This is a genomic window from Streptomyces sp. NPDC046866, from assembly GCF_040704625.1.
In the GTDB taxonomy this organism is placed as follows: domain Bacteria; phylum Actinomycetota; class Actinomycetes; order Streptomycetales; family Streptomycetaceae; genus Streptomyces.
The window spans coordinates 15,638-39,873 of record NZ_JBEYXN010000028.1; the positions used below are offsets into that span (position 1 = coordinate 15,638).

The 24,236-nt window shown below is 73.7% G+C and carries 22 protein-coding genes; 9 read left to right on the forward strand and 13 right to left on the reverse strand.

The window, feature by feature from the left end:
• Entirely contained in the window at positions 1–1,014 is a 1,014-nt protein-coding gene (locus AB0953_RS30005) for a small ribosomal subunit Rsm22 family protein (RefSeq protein WP_366862709.1), read from the reverse strand.
• A 61-nt stretch (positions 1,015–1,075) separates the two neighbouring features.
• Complete coding sequence (locus AB0953_RS30010; RefSeq protein WP_366862710.1) at positions 1,076–2,389, reverse strand: multidrug effflux MFS transporter; 1,314 nt, start codon at positions 2,387–2,389, stop codon at positions 1,076–1,078.
• Positions 2,390–2,497: 108 nt separating this feature from the next.
• On the opposite strand from AB0953_RS30010, the gene AB0953_RS30015 reads away from it, so the two are divergent.
• From AB0953_RS30015 to AB0953_RS30025, 3 genes are all read left to right on the forward strand, one after another.
• Positions 2,498–3,259, forward strand: coding sequence for an SDR family oxidoreductase (locus AB0953_RS30015; RefSeq protein WP_366862711.1), 762 nt, complete (start codon positions 2,498–2,500; stop codon positions 3,257–3,259).
• 67 nt (positions 3,260–3,326) lie between these two features.
• The gene (locus tag AB0953_RS30020) at positions 3,327–4,190 is read left to right on the forward strand and encodes a PhzF family phenazine biosynthesis isomerase (RefSeq protein WP_366862712.1); all 864 of its coding nucleotides are present in this window, start codon (positions 3,327–3,329) and stop codon (positions 4,188–4,190) included.
• Entirely contained in the window at positions 4,187–4,747 is a 561-nt protein-coding gene (locus tag AB0953_RS30025; protein WP_366862713.1) for a GNAT family N-acetyltransferase, read from the forward strand. Before AB0953_RS30020 ends, AB0953_RS30025 begins: the two co-directional genes overlap by 4 nt.
• 89 nt (positions 4,748–4,836) lie before the next feature.
• Here AB0953_RS30025 and efeU read toward each other — a convergent pair whose 3' ends face one another.
• The 3 genes from efeU to efeO are packed head-to-tail and all read right to left on the reverse strand — an operon-like array spanning position 4,837 to position 8,218.
• Positions 4,837–5,682, reverse strand: a complete 846-nt coding sequence (gene efeU / locus AB0953_RS30030) for an iron uptake transporter permease EfeU (protein WP_366862714.1) — start codon at positions 5,680–5,682, stop codon at positions 4,837–4,839.
• A gap of 24 nt (positions 5,683–5,706) precedes the next feature.
• A complete protein-coding gene (gene efeB, locus AB0953_RS30035) occupies positions 5,707–7,026 on the reverse strand; it encodes an iron uptake transporter deferrochelatase/peroxidase subunit (RefSeq protein WP_366862715.1) in 1,320 nt (439 codons plus the stop codon).
• A gap of 43 nt (positions 7,027–7,069) precedes the next feature.
• A complete protein-coding gene (gene efeO, locus AB0953_RS30040; RefSeq protein ID WP_366862716.1) occupies positions 7,070–8,218 on the reverse strand; it encodes an iron uptake system protein EfeO in 1,149 nt (382 codons plus the stop codon).
• Between the two features lie 361 nt (positions 8,219–8,579).
• On the opposite strand from efeO, the gene AB0953_RS30045 reads away from it, so the two are divergent.
• The gene (locus tag AB0953_RS30045) at positions 8,580–9,251 is read left to right on the forward strand and encodes a PhzF family phenazine biosynthesis protein (protein ID WP_366862717.1); all 672 of its coding nucleotides are present in this window, start codon (positions 8,580–8,582) and stop codon (positions 9,249–9,251) included.
• Positions 9,252–9,290: 39 nt separating this feature from the next.
• Here AB0953_RS30045 and AB0953_RS30050 read toward each other — a convergent pair whose 3' ends face one another.
• The gene (locus AB0953_RS30050; RefSeq protein WP_366862718.1) at positions 9,291–9,938 is read right to left on the reverse strand and encodes a biliverdin-producing heme oxygenase; all 648 of its coding nucleotides are present in this window, start codon (positions 9,936–9,938) and stop codon (positions 9,291–9,293) included.
• Between the two features lie 155 nt (positions 9,939–10,093).
• A complete protein-coding gene (gene map / locus AB0953_RS30055; protein WP_366862719.1) occupies positions 10,094–10,951 on the reverse strand; it encodes a type I methionyl aminopeptidase in 858 nt (285 codons plus the stop codon).
• Positions 10,952–11,054: 103 nt separating this feature from the next.
• Between map and AB0953_RS30060 the strand changes: the two genes are divergently transcribed.
• Positions 11,055–11,297, forward strand: coding sequence for a hypothetical protein (locus tag AB0953_RS30060; RefSeq protein ID WP_366862720.1), 243 nt, complete (start codon positions 11,055–11,057; stop codon positions 11,295–11,297).
• Positions 11,298–11,361: 64 nt separating this feature from the next.
• Here the strand turns inward: AB0953_RS30060 and AB0953_RS30065 are convergent, their stop codons facing one another.
• Positions 11,362–11,988, reverse strand: a complete 627-nt coding sequence (locus tag AB0953_RS30065; RefSeq protein WP_366862721.1) for a hypothetical protein — start codon at positions 11,986–11,988, stop codon at positions 11,362–11,364.
• A gap of 94 nt (positions 11,989–12,082) precedes the next feature.
• Between AB0953_RS30065 and npdG the strand changes: the two genes are divergently transcribed.
• Together npdG and AB0953_RS30075 are read left to right on the forward strand one after the other, a co-directional pair.
• Positions 12,083–12,787, forward strand: coding sequence for an NADPH-dependent F420 reductase (gene npdG, locus AB0953_RS30070; RefSeq protein WP_366862722.1), 705 nt, complete (start codon positions 12,083–12,085; stop codon positions 12,785–12,787).
• A 141-nt stretch (positions 12,788–12,928) separates the two neighbouring features.
• Positions 12,929–13,114 (forward strand): hypothetical protein, encoded by a 186-nt coding sequence (locus AB0953_RS30075; RefSeq protein WP_366862723.1) that lies wholly within the window; start codon positions 12,929–12,931, stop codon positions 13,112–13,114.
• Positions 13,115–13,264: 150 nt separating this feature from the next.
• Here the strand turns inward: AB0953_RS30075 and AB0953_RS30080 are convergent, their stop codons facing one another.
• A complete protein-coding gene (locus AB0953_RS30080) occupies positions 13,265–14,068 on the reverse strand; it encodes a site-2 protease family protein (protein WP_366862724.1) in 804 nt (267 codons plus the stop codon).
• Between the two features lie 62 nt (positions 14,069–14,130).
• Here AB0953_RS30080 and AB0953_RS30085 point away from each other — a divergent pair, with 62 nt between their 5' ends.
• Entirely contained in the window at positions 14,131–17,913 is a 3,783-nt protein-coding gene (locus tag AB0953_RS30085) for a BTAD domain-containing putative transcriptional regulator (protein ID WP_366862725.1), read from the forward strand.
• 62 nt (positions 17,914–17,975) lie between these two features.
• On the opposite strand, the gene AB0953_RS30090 is transcribed toward AB0953_RS30085, so the two are convergent.
• The 3 genes from AB0953_RS30090 to panB form a co-directional block, all read right to left on the reverse strand.
• A complete protein-coding gene (locus AB0953_RS30090) occupies positions 17,976–18,842 on the reverse strand; it encodes an ABC transporter permease (protein ID WP_366862726.1) in 867 nt (288 codons plus the stop codon).
• A complete protein-coding gene (locus AB0953_RS30095; RefSeq protein ID WP_366862727.1) occupies positions 18,839–19,873 on the reverse strand; it encodes an ATP-binding cassette domain-containing protein in 1,035 nt (344 codons plus the stop codon). The genes AB0953_RS30090 and AB0953_RS30095 overlap by 4 nt, the downstream gene beginning before the upstream one ends.
• A 215-nt stretch (positions 19,874–20,088) precedes the next feature.
• Entirely contained in the window at positions 20,089–20,949 is an 861-nt protein-coding gene (gene panB, locus AB0953_RS30100; protein ID WP_366862728.1) for a 3-methyl-2-oxobutanoate hydroxymethyltransferase, read from the reverse strand.
• 342 nt (positions 20,950–21,291) lie between these two features.
• On the opposite strand from panB, the gene AB0953_RS30105 reads away from it, so the two are divergent.
• A complete protein-coding gene (locus AB0953_RS30105) occupies positions 21,292–22,320 on the forward strand; it encodes an endonuclease/exonuclease/phosphatase family protein (protein WP_366862729.1) in 1,029 nt (342 codons plus the stop codon).
• 130 nt (positions 22,321–22,450) lie between these two features.
• Here AB0953_RS30105 and AB0953_RS30110 read toward each other — a convergent pair whose 3' ends face one another.
• Positions 22,451–24,205 (reverse strand): NAD+ synthase, encoded by a 1,755-nt coding sequence (locus AB0953_RS30110; protein WP_366862730.1) that lies wholly within the window; start codon positions 24,203–24,205, stop codon positions 22,451–22,453.
• Between the last annotated feature and the right edge of the window lie 31 nt (positions 24,206–24,236).

A 24,236-nucleotide genomic window follows, 5' to 3' on the forward strand; every position in this document is an offset into this window, starting at 1 on the left:
TCAGCCGGCGGTGTCCTCGGCCGGGGGCGGCCACTGCCCGCCCCATTCGGCGTCCCGCGCCGCCTTGTACAGGTCGCCGTGGCGCTTGGCCACGGTCGACCGGGTCAGCCCCTCGCCCTCGGGACCGCACAGGTCCAGCAGGACGAGCCCCTTCCGGATCTGCGGCTTGCGCGTGATCCGGGAGGGGACCGGCTCCACCGGGAAGCGGGTCGCGGCGACGTAGGCGAACTTCTCGTCCTCGTACGGCAGGGAGCCGCCCTTGACCTGCCGGTGCAGCGAGGAGCGGCTGACCCGCGCCGCGAAGTGGCACCAGTCCTTCCCGACCTCGATCGGGCAGGTGCCGTCGTGCGGGCAGGGGGCGGCGACGTGCAGCCCCGCCGCGATCAGCTGGTCGCGGGCCTCGCGGATGCGCAGGTAGCCCTCGGGCGTCCCCGGCTCGATCAGCACCACCGCCTGCCCGGCGCGGGCCGCCTCGGCGACCACGGCCCGGCGGGCGTCGGGGGTCAGCTCGCCCAGCACGTACGACACGGTCACCAGGTCGGCCTGCGGCAGGGCGAGCCCGGAGCCGATGACGGCCCGCCGCCACTCGGCGGCGCGCAGCACCGGCGAGCCGGAGGCGCCGGCGAGCTCCCGGCCCAGGGCGAGCGCGGGCTCGGCCCAGTCCAGGACGGTGGTCGTGCGCGGGCCGTCCCAGGTGGCGTCCACCGCCCAGGTCGCCGCACCCGTACCGCCGCCGACGTCCACGTGCGAGCCCGGGGTCCACTGCGGGGCGGCCTCGGCCAGGCCGGCCAGGGCGGACCGTACGGCCTCGAAGGTGGCGGGCATCCGGTACGCCGCGTACGCCGCGACGTCCGAGCGGTCGCGCAGGACGGGCGCGTCGGTGGGCGTGCGCCCCCGGTAGTTGGCGATCAGCCGCTCGACGGCGGCCGCGGCCTGCTTCGGCGGGAGCCCGTCGAGCAGACCGGCCAGCGCGGACCGGAGGGCTTCGGCGGTGGTGGGGGCGGAGACGTTCACCTGCGAAGTTTACGGCGCCGGGGCCGCCCGGCCCACGCCCGGCCGGCGCCGCCGTTCCGGCTCACGCCGCGGCCGCCGCCTCCCGGGCGCGCCACGGGCGGCACATGGCGAGGAAGCAGCCCGTCGCGAGCAGCGCGCACGCCAGCTGGACCACGGCCATCGGCACCGCCGTCCCCTCGCCCGCGATCCCGACCAGCGGCGAGGCCACCGCCCCCACGAGGAACGAGGCCGTCCCCAGGAGCGCGGAGGCCGAGCCGGCCGCGTGCGGGGTGCGCATCAGGGCGAGCGCGTTGGTGTTCGGCAGGACGAAGCCCATCGCCGACATCAGCACGAACAGCCCGGCCGCGACCGGCACCAGGCCGACCCGCCCGAACACCCCGGTGGTCATCAGCAGCAGCGCCGCCGCGGAGCCCACCAGGACGGCGAGCCCGCCCGCCAGCACCTTGTCCAGGCTGACCCGGCCTACCAGCAGCTTGCCGTTGACCTGCCCGGCGACGATCAGGCCGACGGAGTTGAGGCCGAACAGCAGGCTGAAGGTCTGCGCGGAGGCCCCGTAGATCTCCTGCACCACGAACGGCGAGGCGGATATGTACGAGAACAGCGTCGCGAAGGCGAAACCGCCGGCGAGGGTGTACCCGGCGAAGACGCGGTCGGCGAGCAGCCCGCGTACCGTGCGCAGCGCGGCTCCGACCCCGCCGGTCTGACGCTGCGCGGGCGGCAGCGTCTCGCCGAGGCTGCGCCAGACCACCAGGGTGAGGGCGAGGCCGACGGCGGCGAGGACGACGAAGACCCCGCGCCAGTCGGCGAAGCGGAGCACCTGGGCGCCGATGAGCGGCGCGACGATGGGGGCCACGCCGGAGATGAGCATCAGCGTGGAGAAGAAGCGGGCCATCTCCACGCCGTCGTAGAGGTCCCGGACGACGGCGCGGGCGATGACGATCCCGGCCGAGCCGGCGAGGCCCTGGAGCAGGCGGAAGCCGATGAGGAGCTCGGCGCTCGGCGCGAGGGCGCAGACGGCGGTGGCGAGGACGTAGAGGACCATGCCGGCCAGCAGGGGCCGCCGCCGTCCCCACTTGTCGCTCATCGGGCCGACGACGAGCTGGCCCAGCGCCATGCCGGCGAGGCAGGCGGTGAGGGTGAGCTGGATGGTGGCGGCCGGGCTGTGCAGGGCCGTCGTGACCTCCGGCAGGGCCGGCAGGTACATGTCCATCGACAGCGGGGGGAGGGCGCTGAGCCCGCCGAGCACGACGGTGACGAGCAGCCCGGTCCGCCGGGCGGCGGTGGTCTTCGCGGCGGAAGCGGGGGGTGGGGCGGAGAGCGTCTCGGGTGGGGGCTGCTCGGGCGAGGAGGCCGTCGCAGGGCCTGTCTCCGACATGCGGGACTCCAGTCTTCTCGTCGTCTTTTCACACCCCTGGCCGACCCATGCTCTCAGCACATGGAACGTCCGCGGACGGATGCGACATGTGACGTACCCTGCGGCCCCATGAGCTCACGTGGGAAGAAGACCGCCGTCGTCACCGGAGCGGGCTCCGGCATCGGCCGCTCCGTCGCCCTCGCCCTGGCCGGCGCCGGCTGGGCGGTCGCGGTCGCGGGCCGCCGGCCCGAACCGCTGGAGGAGACCGCACGGGCCGCCGGCCCCGACGCGGACGTGCTGTGCGTCCGGGCCGACGTCAGCGAGCCGGACGACGTGGCCGCCCTCTTCGCGGCGGTCCGCGCCCGCTACGGGCACCTGGACCTGCTGTTCAACAACGCCGGCACCTTCGGCCCCGGCGGCGTCCCGCTGGAGGACATCAGCTACGAGGCCTGGCGCTCGGTGGTCGACGTCAACCTCACCGGGGCCTTCCTGTGCGCCCAGGCGGCCTTCCGGCAGATGAAGGAACAGGACCCGCAGGGCGGCCGGATCATCAACAACGGCTCCATCTCCGCGCACGTGCCCCGCCCGAACTCGATCGCCTACACCGCCACCAAGCACGCGGTGACGGGCCTGACGAAGTCGCTGTCCCTGGACGGGCGCCCGTACCGGATCGCCTGCGGGCAGATCGACATCGGCAACGCGGCCACCGAGATGACGGAGCGCATGCAGACCGGGATCCTCCAGGCCAACGGGCAGCTGGCGGTGGAGCCGGTGATGGACGCCGCCGACGTCGCGCGCACCGTCCTGCACATGGCGGAGCTGCCGCTGGAGGCGAACGTGCAGTTCGCGACGGTGATGGCGACGGCGATGCCGTACATCGGGCGGGGCTGACCCGGCCGCGCGGGCGGCTCCGGCCGCGGGCGGGAATGAGCGGCGGCGGGCGGCAGTTGGGCCGATCATGACGACCGACGTACTGCGCTACACCGCCTTCTCCGCCGACCCCTCCGGCGGCAACCCCGCCGGAGTCGTGCTCGACGCGAGCGCCCTGGACGACGCCGGCATGCTGGAGATCGCCGCCCGGCTCGGCTACAGCGAGACCGCCTTCCTGACCGGCCCGCCGCCCGGTCTCGGCGGCGAGCCCGGCCGCGCCTTCACCCTGCGGTTCTTCAGCCCGAAGGCGGAGGTGGCCTTCTGCGGGCACGCCACCGTGGCCGCCTCCGTGGCGCTGGCGGAGCGGATCGGGCCGGGCGAGCTCGTCTTCGCCACCCCGGCGGGAACGGTGCCCGTCTCGGTCACCGCGTCCGAGGAAGGCCTGCGGGCCGTCCTGACCAGCGTCGAGCCGCACGTCGAGGACGTCGACCCGGCCGACCTCGCCGAGGCGCTGGCCGCACTGGACTGGCCGGCGGCCGACCTGGACCCCCGGATCCCGCCCAGGATCGCGTTCGCGGGCAACCGCCACCTCGTGCTCGGCGCCGCCACCCGGGCCCGGCTCGCCGACCTCGACTACGACTTCGCCCGGCTGGAGGCGCTGATGCGGCGCCTGGACCTGACCACGGTCCAGCTGGTGCACCGCGCCGGCCCCGCCGAGTTCCACGTACGCGACCCCTTCCCGGTCGGCGGCGTCGTCGAGGACCCCGCCACGGGCGCCGCCGCCGCGGCCTTCGGGGCGTACGCGCGCGAGCTCGGCCTGGTCCCGGCGGAGGCGGTGCTCACCCTCCACCAGGGCGAGGACATGGGCCGGCCCGGCGTCCTCACCGTGGAACTGAGCGACGGCGACCCGCGGGTACGGGTGGGCGGCGAGGGCGTCCGGATCCCCGGATGACCGTCGTCGCGTACCCGCAGGCCGAGCTGCCGGCGGAGCTCGCGGCCCAGGTCGCCGCCCTGGAGGCGCAGGCCTGGCCGGGCGCCGGAGCCGGGCACGATCCGGCCCTCGCGCCCCGGGTGATGCTGCTCCTGGACGGCGCCGGGGAGGTCGCGGCCTCGCTGGCGCTGCTGTACAAGCCGGTCCGGCACGCGGGGCGCACGTACCGCGCGGCCGGGCTCAGCGGTGTGGTGGTGCGGGAGTCGGCGCGGGGCCGCGGCCACGGCGGCCGGCTGGTGGCGGCGGCCCGCGCGGCGCTGGCCGCGGACCCGGCCGTCGACGTGGTCCTGTTCAGCTGCGACCGGCCGCTGGCCGGGTTCTACGAGGCGGCCGGCTTCACGCGGCTGCCCGGCGCCGTGCTGGTCGGCGGCACGCCGGAGGAGCCGCTGGCCACGGATGCGCCCGGCTTCGACAAGGAGGTGCTCGGCGACTTCCCGCGGCTCGGACACCGGGCCGCCGCCGCCTTCACGGACACCCGCATCGCCCTGTACCCCGGCCTGGTCGACCGCCTCTGGTGACCCGGCCCTTTCACGGGGACCCCGCGGGGCGTACGCGAAGGGGGCCCGGATCGTGGTGATCCGGGCCCCCTTCGGCGGGCGGGGTGCCGTTACGCGTCAGCCGTGGCGGCCGGGGCCGGGGCCGCGGCCGGGCGGCCGGAGCTCTGCTGCTTCAGGAAGAGCAGGAGCGTGGGGACCAGGTACAGCAGCCACACGCCCGCCTGGAGCCAGGTCGGGTCCGGCTGGAAGTTGAACGTGCCCTTCAGCAGGGTCCCGTACCAGCTGTCCGGCGGGATCGCGGCGCTGACGTCGAAGGCCTTGTTCATCAGGCCGGGCAGGAACTCGGCCTCCTGGAGGTCGTGGACGCCGTACGCGAGCACGCCCGCGGCGACGACCACCAGCATGCCGCCGGTCCAGGTGAAGAACTTCGACAGGTTGATCTTCAGTGCACCGCGGTAGAACAGCCAGCCCAGCACGATCGACGAGCCGATGCCGAGCAGGACGCCCACGAGCGGCCCGGCGCCGTTGCCGGCGGCGTGGACGGAGCGCCACACGAAGAGCGAGGTCTCCAGGCCCTCCCGGCCGACGGCGAGGAACGCCGTGGTCACCAGCGCGCCGGTGCCCATCGCGAGGGCCGCGTCGAGCTTGTCCTGCAGCTCGGCCTTCAGGTGCCGGGCGGTCTTCTTCATCCAGAAGACCATCCACGTCACCAGGGCGACCGACACGATCGACAGGCTGCCGCCGATCGCCTCCTGCGCCTGGAACGTCAGCTCCGAGGTGCCGAACTCCAGGGCCGCGCCGAAGGCCAGGCTCAGCGCGGCCGCGAGGCCGACCCCGAGCCACAGCGGCCCCAGCTTGTCCCTGTTCCCGGTCTTCACCAGGTAGGCGATGAGGATGCAGACGACCAGACTGGCCTCGAGCCCCTCACGCAGGCCGATCAGATAGTTGCTGAACACGCCGGTTCTCCCCTTCCCCGTGACCTACGCGAACAGCGTCCGGCCCCACCAGTCGTCCTTGTCGCGGACGCCCGGCGGGACGGCGAAGATCGCCGAACCCACGTGCTGGATGTACTCGTTGAGCACGTCGGACTTGGCCAGGTTGCGCTGGATCGGGATGAAGCCCTTGCGCACGTCGCGCTGGTAGGCCAGGAAGAACAGGCCCGCGTCGAGGCGGCCCAGCCCGTCCGAGCCGTCCGTGAACGAGTAGCCGCGGCGCAGGATCGTCGCCCCGTTGTTGGAGTCCGGGTGCGCGAGGCGGACGTGCGCCTCGGGCTTCATCGCCTTCAGGAACGGCTCGTCGCGCTCCTTGGACTTGCCGACCGGCGCGCCCTCGCCCTTGCTGCGGCCGAAGATGTCCTCCTGCTCCTGCAGGGGGGTGCGGTCCCAGATCTCGATGTTCATGCGGATGCGGCGCGCGACCAGGTACGAGCCGCCCGTCATCCAGGCGCTGCCGTCGTTCTCGCCGACCCACACGTGCTTGTCGAGGGCTGCCTTGTCGTTCCCGGCGATGTTCCGGGTGCCGTCCTTGAAGCCCATCATGTTGCGCGGCGTCTGCTCGTCGGGCGTGGTCGAGGAGGTCTTGCCGAAGCCGAGCTGCGACCAGCGCACCGCGACCTTGCCGAAGCCGATGCGGGCGAGCTGGCGGATGGCGTGCACCGCGACCTGCGGGTCGTCGGCGCAGGCCTGGACGCACAGGTCGCCGCCGGAGCGGGCCGGGTCGAGGTTGTCGCCGGGGAACAGCTCCAGGTCGACCAAGGCCTCGGGGCGCTTGTCCTCCAGGCCGAAGCGGTCCTTGGCGAACAGGCCGGGGCCGAAGCCGATGGTGAGGGTCAGGCGGGACGGCTTGAGGCCGAAGGCCTCCCCGGTGTCGGTCGGCGGGGCCTCCGGGGAGCCCTCGTACACGTCGCCGACGGGCCGGCCGGCCGTCATCAGGCGGGCCGCCTCGGTCCACTCCTTGAACATCTTGACCAGCTCGGCCCGGTCCTTCGTCTTCACGTCGAAGGCGGCGAAGTGCAGGCGGTCCTGGACCGCGCTGGCGATGCCGGCCTGGTGCTCGCCGTGGAAGGGCACGGCCCCGCCGGCGGCGGCCACCGGCGCGAGGTCCGATCCGGAGTTCAGGGCCGCGGCCGCGCCGCCGGCCGCGGCGGCGCCGAGCGCCAGCCCGGCCCCGCCCCAGCCGAGGAGGGAGCGCCGCGAGGGTCCGCCCGCCGGCCGGCCGGCGTGGCCGCCGGCGGCCTCGGCCCGCCCGTCCTGGGCCGCGGACACCGCGTCCGCCTGCGGAGCCGACACAGATTCAGTCATTCCGGATTCTCCCGCCTGCTGTTCTCTCTACCGGTTGCCGGAATTACTTCGCGACCGCGGCGGCCAGCTTGGACAGCGGCTCGCCCAGCGCGCTCACGGCGTCCGACAGCTCCTTGCGCTCCGGGGCGCCGACCTTGTCGTAGGAGGTGAACTCGTAGGTGTTCTTGTCCGCGCGGTACTTGTCCAGCAGCGTGTTCATCGCCGCGAACTGGGTGTCCAGCTGCTTGGCGAGCTCCGGGTCGTTCTTCGCGGCGACCGGCTTGAGCAGCTCGTAGGCCTTCTGCGCGCCCTCGACGTTGGCCTTGAAGTCCACCAGGTCGGTGTGGCTGTAGCGCTCCTCCTCACCGGTGACCTTGCCGGTGGCGACCTCGTCCAGCAGCTCCTTGGCGCCGTTGGCCATGGAGGTCGGGGTGATCTCGGCGCTGCCGATCTTCTTCTGCCACTCGGTGATGTCGGTCGCCAGCTGGTCGGCGAGCTTCTTCTCCTCGTCGCCGATCTTGCCGTCGGCCCACAGGGACTTCTCCAGGCGGTGCCAGCCGGTCCAGTCCTTCGCCGGGTCCTGGCCCGCCTCCAGGCCGTCCTCGCGCACGTCGATCTTGGGGTCGATGTCGCCGAAGGACTCGGCGACCGGCTCGGTGCGCTCCCAGCCGATGCGGGAGGTGGCGTACGCCTTCTTCGCGGCCTCCAGGTCACCGGCCTTGACGGCGTCCACGAACGCCTTGACGGTGGGGGTGGTCTCGTCGGCCTGCGCCTGCACGTACTTGCGGTACTCGGCCACGGCCGCGTCCAGCTCGGGGCTGCGCTTCTCGGCGGCGGCGCCGCCGGTGGCCTTGACCTTCTGGCGGATGCCGTCGCCCTTCATGCCGGGCTTGCAGGCGATCTCGTACTCGCCGGCCTTGACCTCGGCGGTGATGGCGGCCTTGGTGCCCGGGCCGATGTTCTCGCGCTCGGCGACGATGCGGCCGTCCGGGAAGTAGACGTAGACCTCGGTGACCTTCGAGCCCTTGTTCTCGACGTCCAGGGCCACCTTGCCGGCGGGGAACTCGGTCTTGGAGACCTCGCACGCGCTGTCGGACGCCGCCACCTTGATCGCGGCGTCGCCCGCGTCGCTCTTCTCGGCGCAACCGGTCACGGCGGTGAGCGCAGCAACGGCGGCGGCCGTGGTGAGGGCGGTGAGGCGGGCGGGGCGCATGCGGGCTCCTGGGCTGGCTGGCTGTCGGCAGACGGCCGCCCCGATCAGACGGGACGGCCGGTGAGGCGGACCTAACTTAACCGAGGCTTACCTGACCCCTCCCCGGCCGTCCAGTGATTCGGCCCACATCTACGCCCCCCGGACACGGCGCCGTCACGGCGCCTCCAAGCGACGGTCATGAAAAGGTCAAGCGGAGGTCAAGTAGAGGTGACTGTTCCGTAGTGCGGAACGGGCTTACCCGCGTACGGGGAGGACAAGCGGAATCCCGGTCCGCGATGCGGCAGCACCTCCACCGGCTGCCGGTAGACCCGGCTCGGCTGCTCCGCGGCTCTGAGCTGCCGGGCCGTGTTTGAATGCCCGCGTGAACGATCTCGATGTCCTCAGGGTCTTCTGCGCGGGCGACGGAAGGTTCGGCAACCTCCTCGGCGTCGTGCGCGACGGCCGGACCTGCCTCGACGACGCGGCGCGGCAGGCCCTCGCGGCCGAACTCGGCCACGGGGAGACGGTGTTCGTCGACGACCCGGAGCGCGGCATCGTCGACATCCGCACCCCCGCCACGCGCATGTCCTTCGCGGGACATCCGCTGGTCGGGGTGGCCTGGCTCCTGGACATCGAGGAGCTCCAGCCGCCGGTCGGGTCCGTATGGGCGCGCGACGACGGGGAGTTCACCTGGATCACGGCCCGCCCCGAGTGGGTCGAGGGCAAGCACACCGTGCAGTACGCGACCCCGGCCGAGGTCGACGCCCTGCCCGCCCCGCCGCCCGGTGAGGGCTGGCTGTACGCGTGGGCCTGGGAGGACGAGGCGGCGGGCCGGGTGCGCGCCCGCGGCTTCCCGCGCCGCCCCGACGGGATCATCACCGAGGACGAGGCCACCGGCTCGGCCGCGATCCTGCTGACGGCCGAGCTCAACCGCGCCCTGAACATCACCCAGGGCGCCGGCTCCCAGCTGCTCACCGCCCCCGGCCCCGACGGCACGGTCGAGATCGGCGGCCGCGTCCGCTTCGACGCCCCGCCGCAGGCGCCCGGCCGCTGAGGCACCGCCGCCGCCCGGCGGCGGTGCGGGCGTCGCGGCTCAGGCGCTCAGCGGGAACTCCCGGGCCAGCTCGCGGAAGACCGCCCCGTTGTGGTCGAAGGCGCGCCTGCACTCGTCGATGATGCGCTGCTTCTCCAGGTCGTCCGCGGCGATGGCGTCCAGCAGCTCCCGGTAGTCGCGCTTGAAGGCGGCCGGGTTGGCGATGTCGGCGAAGACGTAGAACCGCACGCCGTCGCCCTTGCGCTCGAAGCCCCAGGTCCGCTCCGCCCTGTCGCGGATGATCTGGCCTCCGGAGAGGTCGCCCAGGTAGCGGGTGTAGTGGTGGGCGACGTACCCGCCGGGCCAGGTGGCGGCGCACTCGGCCACCCGGGCCGCGTACGCCCGTGTCGCCGGCAGGGCCACCAGCGTCTCGCGCCAGGACGGCCCGCGCAGGTGCGCCAGGTCGCGCTCGATCTCGGCGACGCGCATCAGCTCGGGCCGGATGAACGGGCCCGCCACCGGATCGTCCCTCAGGGACGCGGCCGCGTCCTCCAGGGCCCGGTACACGAACCACAGCTGCTCGGTGTAGCGCGCGTACGCCTCGACGCCGAGGCGGCCGCCGAGCAGGTCGCTCATGAACGTCGAGGACTCCGCCTCGGTGTGCTGCTGGTGCGACGCGACACGGATGACGGTGGAGAAGGCGTCCAAGACAAACCTCCGAGGATTCCGGCGACCCGACGGCCCGGCGGCGGGCACGGCAGCTGCCGCGTGGCGGCCGCCGCGCCCGATCCTCCTGCTGGGGCAAACCCGAGTCAATGTCTTCCCGACGCGTTGTCGGTAAAACGCCCTCCGGCCGGGAAGCGCTACGGCAGGGTGAGGATCTCGGCCCCTGTGTCCGTCACCACCAGTGTGTGCTCGAACTGCGCGGTCCGCTTCCGGTCCTTCGTCACAACGGTCCAGCCGTCGGCCCACATGTCGTACTCGTGCGTGCCCAGCGTCAGCATCGGCTCGATCGTGAAGGTCATCCCGGGCTGCATGACGGTGGTGGCGTGCGGGCTGTCGTAGTGCGGGATGATCAGGCCGGAGTGGAAGGACGAGTTGATGCCGTGCCCGGTGAAGTCGCGCACGACGCCGTAGCCGAAGCGCTTCGCGTACGACTCGATGACCCGGCCGATCACGTTGATCTGGCGGCCCGGCTTGACCGCCTTGATGGCCCGGTTCAGGGCCTCGCGGGTGCGCTCGACGAGCAGGCGGGACTCCTCGTCCACGTCGCCGCACAGGTAGGTGGCGTTGTTGTCGCCGTGCACGCCGCCGATGTACGCGGTGACGTCGAGGTTCACGATGTCGCCGTCGCGCAGCACGGTGGAGTCGGGGATGCCGTGGCAGATGACCTCGTTCACCGAGGAGCACAGCGACTTCGGGAAGCCCCGGTAGCCCAGCGTCGAGGGGTAGGCGCCGTGGTCGCACATGTACTCGTGGGCGACCCGGTCCAGCTCGTCGGTGGTCACGCCGGGGGCGATCAGCTTGGCGGCCTCCTCCATCGCCTGGGCGGCGATCCGGCCGGCGATGCGCATCGCCTCGACGGTCTCGGCCGACTGCACCTCCGGTCCGGTGTACGGAGTGGGCGCGGGCTTGCCCACGTACTCGGGCCGGCGGATGTTTCCGGGAACGGAACGGGCGGGAGAGAGCTCGCCTGGAACGAGCAGCGACTGGCCAGACATGCAAGCGAGTGTATCCAGCGGGGATGGGGCAGCATGGCCGCAGAAGGCCGGGAGAGAGCGGCCGCGAGCGGCGGCCGGCACGGGCGAGAGGAGTCCGAGGACGATGGCCCTGTTCAAGAAGCGGCAGGTGGGCAAACCGGGTGAGTGGTACTACTGCCTGGTGCACAAGAAGGTCGAGGAAGGCCCCGAGTGCCCGGCGAAGGACCGTTTCGGCCCGTACGCGACCCGCGAGGAGGCCTCCCACGCCATGGAGACGGCGCAGGAGCGCAACCTCGAATGGCAGAACGACCCCCGCTGGAACGACAAGGCCGGCGACGAGGAGGCGGAGGGCGGCCCCACGCCGTAGGCGGCGGCCCGGGCCGGGCGGGGTAGGGCCCGGCCCGGATCGAGTCGGCCGGGTCCGCCGGCGCCTACCAGCGGCTGGGCGGCGGCGCGGTCAGCCGGTCGGCCAGCCGCGCCAGCCGGTCCCGGAACCGCCGCGTGCCGCGCGGCGAGGGCAGGCCGTTCTCCCCGGCCGCCGCACTGACGAGGTGCTGCACGGTGTCCAGGTCCAGGACGGCGGCCCCGGCCCCCGGCTCGGGCTCCTCCTGCCGTACGGAGAGCGCATCGTGGGCGAGGGCGGCCAGATCCCGGTCCCCGCCGTCCAGGGACAGTACGGTCGCCCCCGCGCGCCGGGCGTCGTGGACCCGCTCCAGCAGCCCCTCCCCGGGCCGCTGCGGAGCGACCACCAGCACCGTGTGCCCGCGCCGGGCCGCCGCCAGCCGCCCCAACCCCACCGACAGGTGCGCGGGCTCCCCGGGCGGCACCCGGTGGCGCACCAGCGTCGGCGCCAGCTCCGGCAGCCCGCACCACGCGGCCTCGTCCGCGAGGTGGGCCGCCAGGTGCCAGGGCTCGTAGCCCTCGGTCCCCACCAGCAGCAGGCCGCCGCCGGCCGGCACCACGGCATGCCGCAGGGACCCCGCGAAGCGGCGGACGGCCGCCGGCCACTGCGTACCGGCGAGCACCTCGCGCAGCAGCGCGACCCTCACGGCATCCATGCGGGCATCCTGCCCCACACCGCCGCCCCGCGCGGCCCGCTACGCACCCACGCGCCCGTTCGAGTCATCCCGCCCCGGCGTTACCCTCACCCCCATGACCTCCACTGACAGCACGCAGAAGCCCCCCGCCAAGGACCCGTGGGACCTGCCCGACGTCTCCGGCCTCGTCGTCGGCGTCCTCGGCGGCACCGGCGACCAGGGCCGGGGCCTGGCCTACCGCCTCGCGAAGGCCGGCCAAAAGGTGATCATCGGCTCCCGCGCCGCCGAGCGCGCCGAGCAGGCCGCCGCCGAACTGGGCCTCGGCGTGGAGGGCGCCGACAACGGCGCGTGCGCACGCCGCAGCGACATCGTGATCATCGCGGTGCCGTGGGAGGGCCACGCCAAGACCCTCGAAGCCCTGCGCGAGGACCTCGCCGGCAAGCTCGTGGTGGACTGCGTCAACCCGCTGGGCTTCGACAAGCAGGGCGCGTACGCCCTGCAGGTCGAGGAGGGCAGCGCCGCGCAGCAGGCCGCCGCCCTGCTCCCCGACTCCCGCGTCACGGCGGCCTTCCACCACCTCTCCGCCGTCCTCCTGCAGGACGAGTCGATCGACGAGATCGACACCGACGTGATGGTGCTCGGCGAGTCCCGCGCCGACACGGACGTCGTCCAGGCACTGGCCGCCCGCATCCCGGGCATGCGCGGCGTCTTCGCCGGCCGCCTGCGCAACGCCCACCAGGTCGAGTCCCTGGTGGCCAACCTCATCTCGACGAACCGCCGCTACAAGGCCCACTCGGGCCTCCGCATCACCGACGTCTGACCCCGCCTTCGGGGCGGCGCCCCACCCCCGCCGCCCCGCACACGGGGGGCGGAGGGCGGGCGCCTTTACGGGAGCACTGCGGGGCATGGGGGACACTGGAGGGGCTCGACCCCGTTCCGTGCCGCCGAGGAGCCGTACCCCATGCCCCGCCTTGCCGTCTTCGCCATCGTCGTCTGCGTCCTGTCCGTGGCGGCGGCCGTGGTCGCCTTCGTGGAGGGCAGCTTCCTGGGGATCGTCTGGGTCCTGCTGGCCGGACTCACCTCGAACATGGCCTGGTACTACGTCCGCAAGGACAAGGCCCGCAAGGCCGCCGACGCCGCCCGCTAGGCCCGCCGCAGGGAGGGTGCCGGCCTGCGGCCGAGGGGCGGCAGCGACAGCCGGGCCGCGCCGTTCCCGTCGTCCGACCGCAGGGGAACACGGGGTGCGCGCGACCCTCGTCCAGCGCGACGAACACCCCGAAGGGCTCGAGCGCAGCGGTCAGGACTCCGGGAGGGCGCAGAAGAAGTCGTCGCCCTCCTGCCAGAAGCGGTAGAGGTGGTGGCCGCAGTAGGCCTCCAGGTCGGAGACGCCGAGCGCGGACAGCAGGCCGTCGACCACGCCGAAGAACCAGACGTTGACCGCGGGGATCCACAGCAGCGCGAAGACGGCGATCAGGCCGAACGGAGCGAGGGGCGCCACCTCGCGGCGCACCCGGTAGGGGAGCCAGGGCTCGATGATGCCGTAGCCGTCCAGGCCCGGCACCGGCAGGAAGTTCAGGACCGCCGCCGAAACCTGGAGCAGCGCGAGGAAGGCCAGCGCGAAGCGGAATGCGAGCGGGACGCCGTCGAGGGCGTTCAGCCAGAACGGGGCGGTGCACACGACCGCGAACGCCACGTTCGCCAGCGGGCCCGCCGCCGAGATGAGGCTGTGCTTCCAGCGGCCCCGGATCCGGTCCCGCTCGATGTACACCGCGCCGCCGGGCAGGCCCAGCCCGCCCATGATCACGAAAATCACCGGCAGCACCACGCTGAGCAGCGCGTGCGTGTACTTCAGGGGGTTCAGGGTCAGATAGCCCTTGGCCCCGACCGTGAGGTCGCCGCCGTGCAGGGCGGTGCGGGCGTGCGCGTACTCGTGCAGGCACAGCGAGACGATCCACGCCGAGGTCACGAAGAGGAAGACCGCGAGCCCCGGGCTCGCCGCGTAGCCCGTCCACACGGCCCATCCCGTGACCGCCATGATCGCGGCTATGCCGAGGAAAACGGAACTGATCTGCCGCTCGCTGCGCGTGCCCTGGTGAACCATGCGGCGAAACCTACCCCGGGTACCGGGCCGTTCGAGCAGCGGGGGCCGGGGAGAATGGGGCGGTGCGCTACGCGATCCTCGGCACCACCCAGGCCATCCGGGACGACGGGACACCCGTCGCCGTCGGCGGCGCGCGCCTGCGGGCGCTGCTCACCGCGCTCGCGCTGCGGCCGGGGCGGGCGGTGCCGGTGCACCTGCTGGTGGCCGAGGTGTGGGACGGCGACCGGCCGGCCGACGCCCCCGCCGCCCTCCAGGCGTTGGTGGCGCGGCTGCGCCGGGCGCTCGGGCACGGGGCGGTGCGGTCGGCGGAGGGCGGCGGGTACGAGCTGGCCGCCGCCCGCGAGGACGTCGACCTGTACCGCTTCGAGCGGCTGGTCCGGGCCGCCGCCGCGGACCCGGACCCGGCGCGGGCGGCCGCCCTGTACGACGAGGCCCTGGCGCTGTGGCGCGGCCCGGCGCTGGCCGACCTCCCCGACCCCGGGGCGGAGGCCGCGCGCTGGGAGGCCGTACGGACGGACGCGCGCCGGGGCCGGCTCGCGGCGGCCCTCGACCTCGGTGAGGCGGAGCGGGCCCTGCCGGAGCTGACCGCGCTGTGCGCGCAGCAGCCGCTGGACGAGCCGCTCCAGGTGCTGCGGCTGCGGGCCCTGCGGGACGCCGGGCGGGCGGCGCAGGCCCTGGCCGCCTACGAGGAGGTCCGGCAGGCCCTCGCCGACCGGCTGGGCGCCGACCCCGGCCCGGCGCTGCGCGCCCTGCACGCCGAACTCCTGTCCGGCCCCGAGACCACCGCCCCCGCTTCCGGCGCGTCCGCCGCTCCGGCCCTGCCGGGCCCGGCTCCCGGTCCCGGTCCTGGTCCCGCGGCATCCGACCGCACTGCTGCGCTGCCCGGCACCCACGGGCACGTCGTGAGGGACGCGGCGGCGCCCGCCGCCCCGGACGCGGGGTCCGACCGCCCCGGCCGCCCGGATGCGGGCGCCGGGCCCGCCGGGCCCCTGCGTGCCGGGCAGGGCTCCGCGGCCGGTGCGGCATACGGCGCGCCCGGGGCTCCCGGCGGGGCCGGGGCGGGAGAGTCCGCCCGCGCCGCGGCGGGCCCCGGTGCGTCGGCCGGTCCGGCTCACGCGGCGGCCGGGGCGGGACCCGCGGACCCCGCCGGAGGCGGTCGCCCCGAGGCGGCGACCGGTCACGCCCCGGCGACGTGGGCCGAGCCGGCCGGGGCTGTGCCGGGCGTGCCCGGGGTCGGCGGCTTCGGGCAGGCCGGGGCCGGGGGCGTGTTCGGGGGCGGCGGGGGTGCGTTTGCCGGCGCGGGTGCCGTCGTGGCCCGGCGGGGGAATCTGCGGGCCCGGCTGACCACCTTCGTCGGGCGGGAGGAGGACATCCGGGCCATCGGCGGCGACCTCGCGCGGGCGCGGCTCGTCACGCTGCTCGGGCCCGGCGGGGCCGGCAAGACGCGGCTGTCCCAGGAGGCCGCCGAGGCGCAGCCCGCCGACGCGGCGCCCGACGGGGTGTGGTTCGTCGAGCTGGCCCCCGTCGACGACCCCGAGGCCGTCGCCGAGGCCGCGCTCTCCGCGCTCGGGGCCCGCGAGACCAAGCTGCGCGGCGCCTCCGCCGAGGAGATGCGGGCGCTGACCGACCGGGCCGGCGACAACCCGCTCGACCGGCTGACCGAGCACTGCGCTCGGCTCCGCCTCCTGCTGATCCTGGACAACTGCGAGCACGTCGTCGGGGCGGCCGCCGAGCTGGCCGAGCAGCTGCTCACCCGCTGTCCCGGCGTACGGATCCTGGCCACCAGCCGCGAACCCCTCGGCGTGCCGGGGGAGTTCCTGCGTCCGGTGGAGCCGCTGCCCGACCCCGTCGCCGTACGCCTGCTCGGCGACCGCGGCGCCGCCGCCCGGCCCGGCTTCAGCCCCGACGACGACCCGGAGGCGGCCGCCGAGATCTGCCGCCGCCTGGACGGGCTGCCGCTGGCCATCGAGCTGGCCGCGGCCCGGCTGCGCCTGCTCACCCCGCGCCAGATCGCCGACCGGCTCGACGACCGGTTCCGGCTGCTGACCGGTGGAGCCCGCACGGTCCTGCCCCGCCAGCAGACCCTGCGCGCCGTGGTCGACTGGTCCTGGGACCTCCTCGACGAGCCCGAACGGGCCGTCCTGCGCCGCCTGTCCGTCTTCGCGGGCGGCTGCGACCTCGCCGCCGCCGAAGCCGTCTGCACCGACGACCGGGGCGGCCGCCCCGCCGATGTCGCTGACGCCCTCGGCGCCCTCGTCGACAAGTCCCTCGTCATCGCCGCCCCCGCCGCCGACGGCATGCGCTACCGGCTCCTGGAGACCGTGGCCGAGTACGCCGGGGAGCGGCTGGACGAGGTCCCCGGCGACCGGGCCGCCGCCGAGCGCCGCCACCTCGTCCACTACCGGGAACTGGCCCGCACCACCGAGCCGTTGCTGCGCGGCCCGCACCAGCGGGCGGCGGGCGAGCGGTTCGCCACCGAGTACGAGAACCTCCGTACCGCCCTGCGCCGCGCGGTCGCCGCCCGCGACACCGACGAGGTGCTGTGCCTGATCCACTCCCTCGGCTGGTACTGGATGATGCACGACCTGCGGGCCGAGTCCCGCCACTGGGCCGACGCGGCCGGTGCGCTCGGCCCCGACCCCTTCCTGGCGCCGGTCGTCCCCGCCGAGCCGGTGTACGCGCGGCTGATCGACACGCCCCCGCCGTACGAGGGGGAGCTGCTGACCGAGGCCTGGCGCGGCATCCGCCTGCTCCAGCTCGCGGCCCGCGACCAGACCAGCGAGAGCTGGACCTGCCCGTCCATCCGCCCCCGGATCGAGGGCATCATCGCCGCCTACGCACCCGGTCTGCCGCAGACCTGCTGGGCCCCCGGATCGCTGTGGATCTTCGCCGTGATGATCTCCGGGGAGGTGGACCTGCTGCGGCGCGCCATCGACGCCACCGTCGACACCTGCCGCGAGCTGGAGCAGCGCTGGGAGTTGGCCGCCACCCTCCAGATGCGGGCCAACATCCTGGCGAACCGGGCCGACTGGGCCGGAGACGCCTCGCGCGACGCCGACGAGAGCCTGGCCCTGTTCACCGGGCTCGGCGACGACTGGGGCTGCGCCGAGGCCCTGTCCGCGCGCGCCGAGGCCCGGGAGAAGCGCGGCCAGTACGCGCTCGCCGCCGAGGACTTCCTCTCCGCGATCGAGTACGCCGAGCGGCTCGGCGCCCCCTCCCAGGTCACGGTGTTGCGCGTGCGCATGGCCGGGGTCCTCATCGAGAGCGGCCGCGTCGCCGAGGCGGAGGCCCTGCTGACGGAGATCCTGAGCGTCCCGCGCTCGTACGGCAACGAGGCCCTGCCCGCGGCCCGCATGTTCCTGGCCGGCTGCTACGGCCGCACCGGCCGCATCCCCGAGGCCCGCGCCCAGCTCCAGCAGCTGCGCGACGAGTTCGCCTTCGGTGCGTACGCCATCTTCGACGGCTTCCTGCTCGGCACGATGGCCTGGCTGGAGAACCAGGAGGGCAAGCACGCCGAGGCGCTGGAACTGCTGCGGCAGGCCCTGGTCAGCGCCCGGGACCCGCTCGCCGTGATGGTCGCCCCGCAGCTGCCGGCCGTGTACCTGATGACGGCGGCGCTGTCGCACGTCAGCCTCGGGGGCCGGGAGCAGGCGTACGACGCCGCGCGGCTGCTCGGCGCCTACCGGGCCCTGCTGCCGCCCCACCACTTCCCGATCACCACGGAACGCGAGGACGCCGCCCGGGCCGAGGAGCTGGCACGGGCGGTGCTCGGTGACGCCGCGTACGAGGCGGCGCATACGGAAGGCGGCGGCCTCACCCTGGAGGAGGCCACCGCCCTCGTCTGACCCGGCCCCCGTGCGGGGCCCGTCCGGGACGCGATCCGGAACGGACCGGCCGCCGTCCCGGATCAGGTCTTCTGGCGGAACTTGCGCACCGCGAGCGGCATGGTGACGACGGTGATCGCCAGCGACCAGGCGAGCGTCACCCACACCGGGTGGGCGACCGGGCCGCCGTTGATCAGGCCGCGGGCGGCGTCGGCCAGGTTGGACAGCGGGTTGTAGTCGGTGAAGGACTGCAGCCAGCCGGGCATGGTCGACGGCGGGGCGAAGATCGAGCTGCCGAACTGCAGGGGCATCAGGACCAGCATGGCCATGCCCTGGACCGCCTGGGCGGTCTTCAGGGTGAGGCCGAGCAGGATGAAGATCCACATCAGCGAGGCTCCGAAGACGGCGGACAGGCCGATGGACAGGAACAGGTCGAGCACGGACGTCTTGATGGACAGGCCGAGCAGGAAGCCCACGCCGAGCAGGATCGAGATGGCGACCATCATGCGGCCGAGCTCGACGACGATCTTGGCGAGGAGAACGGACGACCGGGCGATCGGCATGGACCGGAAGCGGTCCATGACGCCCTTCTTGAAGTCGTCGTTGACGCCGGTGCCGACGCCCATGGCGATGTTCATGCCCATCATGGCCATCAGGCCCGGGACGACGTAGTTGACGTACGCCTCCTGGTTGCCCTTGCCGGAGATCGCGCCGCCGAAGACGAACACGAACAGCAGCGTGAAGATGATCGGCATGAACAGGACGTCGAACATCGACTCGGGGTCCTGCTTGATCTGCAACGTGTTGCGGCGCACCAGTGCGCCGATGTGCCGCAGGTTGGCCCGCAGGCCGATCCGGCCCTCGGAGGGCGGGAGCGCCTGGCCCTGCGCGCCGCCGCCGGCGGCGGCCGCGGCGGTGCCGGCGGGCTTGTTCGTGGTGACGGTGCTCATGCCGCGACCCCCTCGGTCTTCTCGGTCTTCTCGGTTGCGTCAACGGTGTCGGTCCGGTGGCCGGTGATGGCCAGGAACACCTCGTCCAGGCTGGGCAGGTACGTGCCGAGGTCGGCGATCGCGTAACCCCGGGCGGCCAGCATGCCGACCACGGCGGTCAGCTGCTCGTCGCTCAGGATCGGCACCAGCAGCACGCCCTCGTCCGGCACGGCCTGCGAGCCGGCCACCCCGTCCAGCCCGGCCTCGGCCAGGGCGCGGGCCATGCCCGGCAGGTCGGCGGCGGAGGCGGGGCGGATCCGCAGGGTGCGGCCGCCGACGCGGGCCTTCAGCTCGTCGACCTTGCCCTTGGCGATGACCTTGCCGCGGTCGATGACCGTCAGCTCGCTCGCGAGCTGCTCGGCCTCCTCCATGTACTGGGTGGTGAGCAGGACGGTCGCTCCCTCGGCGACCATCCGCTGCACCTCGTCCCAGACCTCGTTGCGGGTACGGGGGTCCAGACCGGTGGTCGGCTCGTCCAGGTAGAGGACGGCCGGGCGGCCGATCATCGAGGCGGCCAGGTCGAGGCGGCGCCGCATGCCGCCGGAGTAGTGCATGGCCGCCTTCTTCGCGGCCTCCGTGAGGGAGAACCGCTCCAGCAGCTCGTCGGCGCGGGCGCGGGCCTCCTTGCGGGACAGGTCGAGCAGCCGGCCGATCATGTACAGGTTCTCCCAGCCGGAGAGCTTCTCGTCGACCGAGGCGTACTGGCCGGTGAGGCCTATGGTGCGGCGCAGCTGCCGCGGCTGGCGGACCACGTCGTAGCCCGCGACCCGGGCCGTGCCGGCGTCGGGGACGAGCAGCGTGGACAGGCAGCGCACGAGGGTGGTCTTGCCGGCGCCGTTGGGGCCGAGGACCCCGAGGACGGTGCCCTCGCGGACGTCCAGGTCGACCCCGTCCAGGGCCTTGGTCTCGCCGAAGTGCTTGACCAGTCCCCGGACCTCGACGGCGTTCGGGCCGTTCAGGGGATTCTTGTCGTTTCGCGTCATGTCCACCATGCAACCAGCGGCCGCCGACAAACCACCGACAGGCGACCGACAGCCGCCGGCCTGCACCGACAGGCCGCCGACAGGTCACCGACAGAACGCGATGACGCACCGACAGGGCCGTCGGCACACGTGCCGGGCAACCCCGCAGAACGCCGGCAGCCCGTACGCCGGATGGGCGTACGGGCTGCCGGTTCAGTGCCTCAGCGGTTCAGTGCTTCAGCGGCTCAGTGGAAGGCGTGCTGCTCCTGCGGGAACGTTCCGCCGACGACGTCCTCGGCGAAGGCCTTCGCCGCGTCCGTCATCGTCGCCCGCAGGTTGGCGTACTGCTTGACGAACTTGGGCATCCGGCCGCCGGTCAGGCCCATCATGTCGGTCCACACCAGCACCTGCGCATCGCATTCCGCGCCCGCTCCGATGCCCACCGTCGGAATGTGCAGCGAACGGGTGACCTCGGCGGCCAGCTCCGCCGGAACCAGCTCCAGCACCACCGCGAACGCCCCCGCGTCCTGCGCCGCCTTGGCGTCGCGCAGCAGCTGGTGCGCGGCCTCGTCGCCGCGGCCCTGGACCCGGTAGCCCATGGCGTTGACGGACTGCGGGGTCAGGCCCAGGTGCGACATGACCGGGATGCCGGACTGCACGATCAGCTCCGTCTGGTGCAGCGAGCGCTCGCCGCCCTCCAGCTTCACGGCGCCGACGCCCGCCTCCTTCACGAGCCGGGTGGCGCTGCGCAGCGCCTGCACGGCGCCTTCCTGGTACGAGCCGAACGGCAGGTCTCCGACGACGAGGGCCCGGCTGGTGCCGCGCACCACGGCCGCCGACAGCAGGGTCATCTCGTCCATCGTCACGGGGACGGTGTTCTCGTAGCCGAGGTGACAGTTGCCCATCGAGTCGCCGACGAGGATGACCGGGATGCCGGCCTCGTCGAAGACGGAGGCGGTCATCGCGTCGTAGGCGGTGAGCATGGGCCACTTCTCGCCGCGCTCCTTGGCGAGAGTGAGGTCGCGGACGGTGATCCGCCGGGTGCCTGCGCCCCCGTACAGGGTGGGGGAAGCGGCTTCGCGGGCAGGCGAAACGGCATGCGTCATTGCCACTGCTCCTTGATGTCATCTCGAGGCGCCCTCACGGCGTCCCCGGACTCATCCACCATGGTTGCACCTGTCTCGGCCGCTGGGAAAGTGGCGCGGTGACCGGTGCGTCACACTCCCGGCCGCGCACGAGGCCGGCTCCGGCCCTCCTCATGGTCGCCCGAGGGCGCGAAGTGCGCGCGTCCGAGCGAATGTGCGCGTTTCGTGACAAGCGGAACCCGGGCCGTATGGCCGTTCGTCCTCCCGGACGTACGGCCGGGGACACCGGCACGGAAGGCTCCGTCGATCGCCTAGGGTCATGGTGCGGGGACGGAGCGCGAGCACGGCAGCGAGGGCAGTGGCATGGCACAGGCGTACATGACGGAGACGGGGAACGGCGGCTCGGGGCCCGAGTCCTCCGGATCCCGGTTCCGCCGGCGCCTGGCCGAACTGCGGCGCGACCCCGGGATCTGGCGGCGCGGCATCGTGACCGCGGCCTTCGCCCTGGCGGTCTCGCTGGTGATGATCCTCCATGCGGAGCTGCCCAACGCCGTCGGCAACCTGGGCAGCCTCACCGAGACCTTCCTGCCCTGGCTGGGGCTGGCGATCCCGCTGCTGGTCGCCGCCGCGGTGGTCCGCAAGTCGGCCACCGCGCTGATCGCGATCCTGCTGCCGGCCGTCGTCTGGGTGAACCTCTTCGGCGGCCTGGTCATCGACAAGTCCGGCTCCGGCGGCAACCTGACGGTCGCCTCCCACAACGTCGACGCCGACAACCCCGACCCGCGCGGCACCGCCCGCTCGGTGGCCCGGGCCGGCGCGGACGTCCTGGCCCTGACCGAGCTCAAGGGCAGCGCGGTCCCCGTCTACGAGCAGGCGCTGGAGGCCACGTACAAGTACCACGCGGTCGAGGGCACGGTCGGGGTGTGGAGCAAGTACCCGCTCACCTCCAGCCGGGCCGTCGACATCAAGCTGGGCTGGACCCGGGCCATGCGCACCACCGTGGAGACCCCGCAGGGGGCGGTCGCCGTGTACGTCGCCCACCTGCCCTCCGTCCGGGTCAAGCTGAACGCCGGGTTCACCGCCAACCAGCGCGACAACAGCGCCGGCGCGCTGGGCGCCGCGCTCGCCGGCGAACCCCTGCGCAAGGTCGTGCTGCTGGGCGACCTCAACGGCACCATGAACGACCGCTCCCTGTCGGAGGTCACCTCGCAGATGCGCTCCACGCAGGGCGCCGCCGGTGACGGCTTCGGCTTCAGCTGGCCCGCACAGTTCCCGATGGCCCGGATCGACCAGATCATGGTGCGCGGGATGAAGCCGGAGGCCTCCTGGACCCTGCCGCGCACGGGCAGCGACCACCTGCCGGTGGCGGCCCGGGTGACCGTGAAGAATTAGGCGGACCGAAGAGGGCGCAGAGGGCGCGGAGGGCGCGGAGCGCACAAGGGGGGCGCCCGTGACGGCGAAGGGCCCCGGGCCGCCGGGAGGGGCGGCCGGGGCCCTTCGCCGTCACGGCGGGGGTGCGGGGTCAGGCGTGCTCGCGCCAGCCGTTCGTGATGGGCAGGCGGCGGTCCTTGCCGAAGCCCTTCGCGGAGATCTTCGTGCCCGGCGGGTACTGGCGGCGCTTGTACTCCGCCAGGTCCACCATCCGCAGGGTCCTGGCGACCAGCTCCCGGTCGAAGCCGGCCGCGACGATCGCCTCCAGGCCCTGGTCGCGGTCCACGTACAGCTCCAGGATCGCGTCGAGCACCGGGTAGTCCGGCAGCGAGTCCGTGTCCACCTGGCCCGGGCGCAGCTCGGCGCTCGGCGGCTTCACGATGGAGTTCTCCGGGATCGGCGGGGTCTCGCCGCGCTCGACCGCGGCCCGGTTGCGGTACCGGGCCAGCCGGAAGACGTCCGTCTTGTAGACGTCCTTGATCGGGCCGTACGCGCCGACCGAGTCGCCGTACAGGGTGGAATAGCCGACGGCCAGCTCGGACTTGTTGCCCGGGGCCAGCACGATGTGGCCCTCCTGGTTGGACACCGCCATCAGCAGGGTGCCGCGCAGCCGGGACTGGAGGTTCTCCTCGGCCAGGCCGGTCAGGCCCAGGGCGTCCATGTACGCGTCGAACATGGGGGCGATGGGGACGGTGCGGAAGTTCAGGCCGGTCCGCTCGGCGAGCTCGGCCGCGTCGCCCCGGGAGTGCTCCGAGGAGTACTTCGAGGGCATGGAGATGCCATGGACGTTCTGCGCGCCGATGGCGTCGCAGGCGAGGGCGGCGACGAGCGCGGAGTCGATGCCGCCCGAGAGGCCGATCAGGACGGAGCGGAAGCCGTTCTTCTTCACGTACGCGCGCAGCCCCACGACCAGCGCGTCGTAGACCTCCTCGTCGTCGTCGAGGCGGTCGGCGTAGTCGCCGCTGACGACCGGTTCGTACGGCTCCACCGGCTCCTCGGACAGGATGACGCGCTCGATGCGCAGCCCGTCGTCGACGACGCCCTCGGGGGCGTCGGCCTGCGCCGCCGGCAGGTCCAGGTCGATCAGGACGCAGCCCTCGGAGAACTGCGGGGCGCGGGCGATGACCTCGCCGTCGGCGTCCACGACGATCGAGTCGCCGTCGAAGACCAGCTCGTCCTGGCCGCCGATCATCGCGAGGTAGGCGAGGGTGCAGCCGGCCTCCTGGGCCCGCTTCTGCACCAGTTCGAGGCGTACGTCGTCCTTGTTGCGCTCGTACGGGGAGGCGTTGATCGAGAGCAGCAGTCCGGCGCCGGCAGAGCGGGTCGCGGGTACGCGGCCGCCCTCCTGCCAGAGGTCCTCGCAGATCGCCAGGGCGATGTCGACGCCGTGGACGCGCAGCACCGGCTGCGTGTCGCCCGGGACGAAATAGCGGAACTCGTCGAAGACGCCGTAGTTGGGAAGGTGGTGCTTGGCGAAGCGGAGCACCACCTTCCCGCGGTGCAGTACGGCGGCCGCGTTCTCCGGGGAGCCGGCGGGCAGCCCGAGGCGCGGGGTGGAGCGCTCGCTGCGGTCGAGGTAGCCGACGACGACCGGGAGCTCGCCGAGGCCCTCGGCCGCCAGGCGCTCGGCCAGTGCGAGCAGGGCGGCGCGGGAGGCCTCGACGAAGGTGGTGCGCAGGGCGAGGTCCTCGACGGGGTAGCCGGTCAGCACCATCTCGGGGAACGCCGCGAGGTGGGCGCCCTGCTCGGCGGAGTGCCGGGTCCAGTGCACGATCGAGTCGGCGTTCGCCGCGATGTTGCCGACGTGCGAGTCGATCTGATTCAGAGCGAGGCGTAGTTGAGGCACGGGGCCCAGTGTAATCGTCTTTCTGACGCGA

What these genes read in the sequence shown, in the direction of transcription:
- AB0953_RS30010 (WP_366862710.1), bottom strand. Translation starts at nt 2,389, where the DNA reads ATGTCGGAGACAGGCCCTGCGACGGCCTCCTCGCCCGAGCAGCCCCCA.
- AB0953_RS30015 (WP_366862711.1), top strand. Translation starts at nt 2,498, where the DNA reads ATGAGCTCACGTGGGAAGAAGACCGCCGTCGTCACCGGAGCGGGCTCC.
- AB0953_RS30020 (WP_366862712.1), top strand. Translation starts at nt 3,327, where the DNA reads ATGACGACCGACGTACTGCGCTACACCGCCTTCTCCGCCGACCCCTCC.
- AB0953_RS30025 (WP_366862713.1), top strand. Translation starts at nt 4,187, where the DNA reads ATGACCGTCGTCGCGTACCCGCAGGCCGAGCTGCCGGCGGAGCTCGCG.
- efeB (WP_366862715.1), bottom strand. Translation starts at nt 7,026, where the DNA reads ATGACTGAATCTGTGTCGGCTCCGCAGGCGGACGCGGTGTCCGCGGCC.
- efeO (WP_366862716.1), bottom strand. Translation starts at nt 8,218, where the DNA reads ATGCGCCCCGCCCGCCTCACCGCCCTCACCACGGCCGCCGCCGTTGCT.
- map (WP_366862719.1), bottom strand. Translation starts at nt 10,951, where the DNA reads ATGTCTGGCCAGTCGCTGCTCGTTCCAGGCGAGCTCTCTCCCGCCCGT.
- AB0953_RS30060 (WP_366862720.1), top strand. Translation starts at nt 11,055, where the DNA reads ATGGCCCTGTTCAAGAAGCGGCAGGTGGGCAAACCGGGTGAGTGGTAC.
- AB0953_RS30065 (WP_366862721.1), bottom strand. Translation starts at nt 11,988, where the DNA reads ATGGATGCCGTGAGGGTCGCGCTGCTGCGCGAGGTGCTCGCCGGTACG.
- npdG (WP_366862722.1), top strand. Translation starts at nt 12,083, where the DNA reads ATGACCTCCACTGACAGCACGCAGAAGCCCCCCGCCAAGGACCCGTGG.
- AB0953_RS30075 (WP_366862723.1), top strand. Translation starts at nt 12,929, where the DNA reads ATGCCCCGCCTTGCCGTCTTCGCCATCGTCGTCTGCGTCCTGTCCGTG.
- AB0953_RS30080 (WP_366862724.1), bottom strand. Translation starts at nt 14,068, where the DNA reads ATGGTTCACCAGGGCACGCGCAGCGAGCGGCAGATCAGTTCCGTTTTC.
- AB0953_RS30090 (WP_366862726.1), bottom strand. Translation starts at nt 18,842, where the DNA reads ATGAGCACCGTCACCACGAACAAGCCCGCCGGCACCGCCGCGGCCGCC.
- AB0953_RS30095 (WP_366862727.1), bottom strand. Translation starts at nt 19,873, where the DNA reads ATGGTGGACATGACGCGAAACGACAAGAATCCCCTGAACGGCCCGAAC.
- panB (WP_366862728.1), bottom strand. Translation starts at nt 20,949, where the DNA reads ATGACGCATGCCGTTTCGCCTGCCCGCGAAGCCGCTTCCCCCACCCTG.
- AB0953_RS30105 (WP_366862729.1), top strand. Translation starts at nt 21,292, where the DNA reads ATGGCACAGGCGTACATGACGGAGACGGGGAACGGCGGCTCGGGGCCC.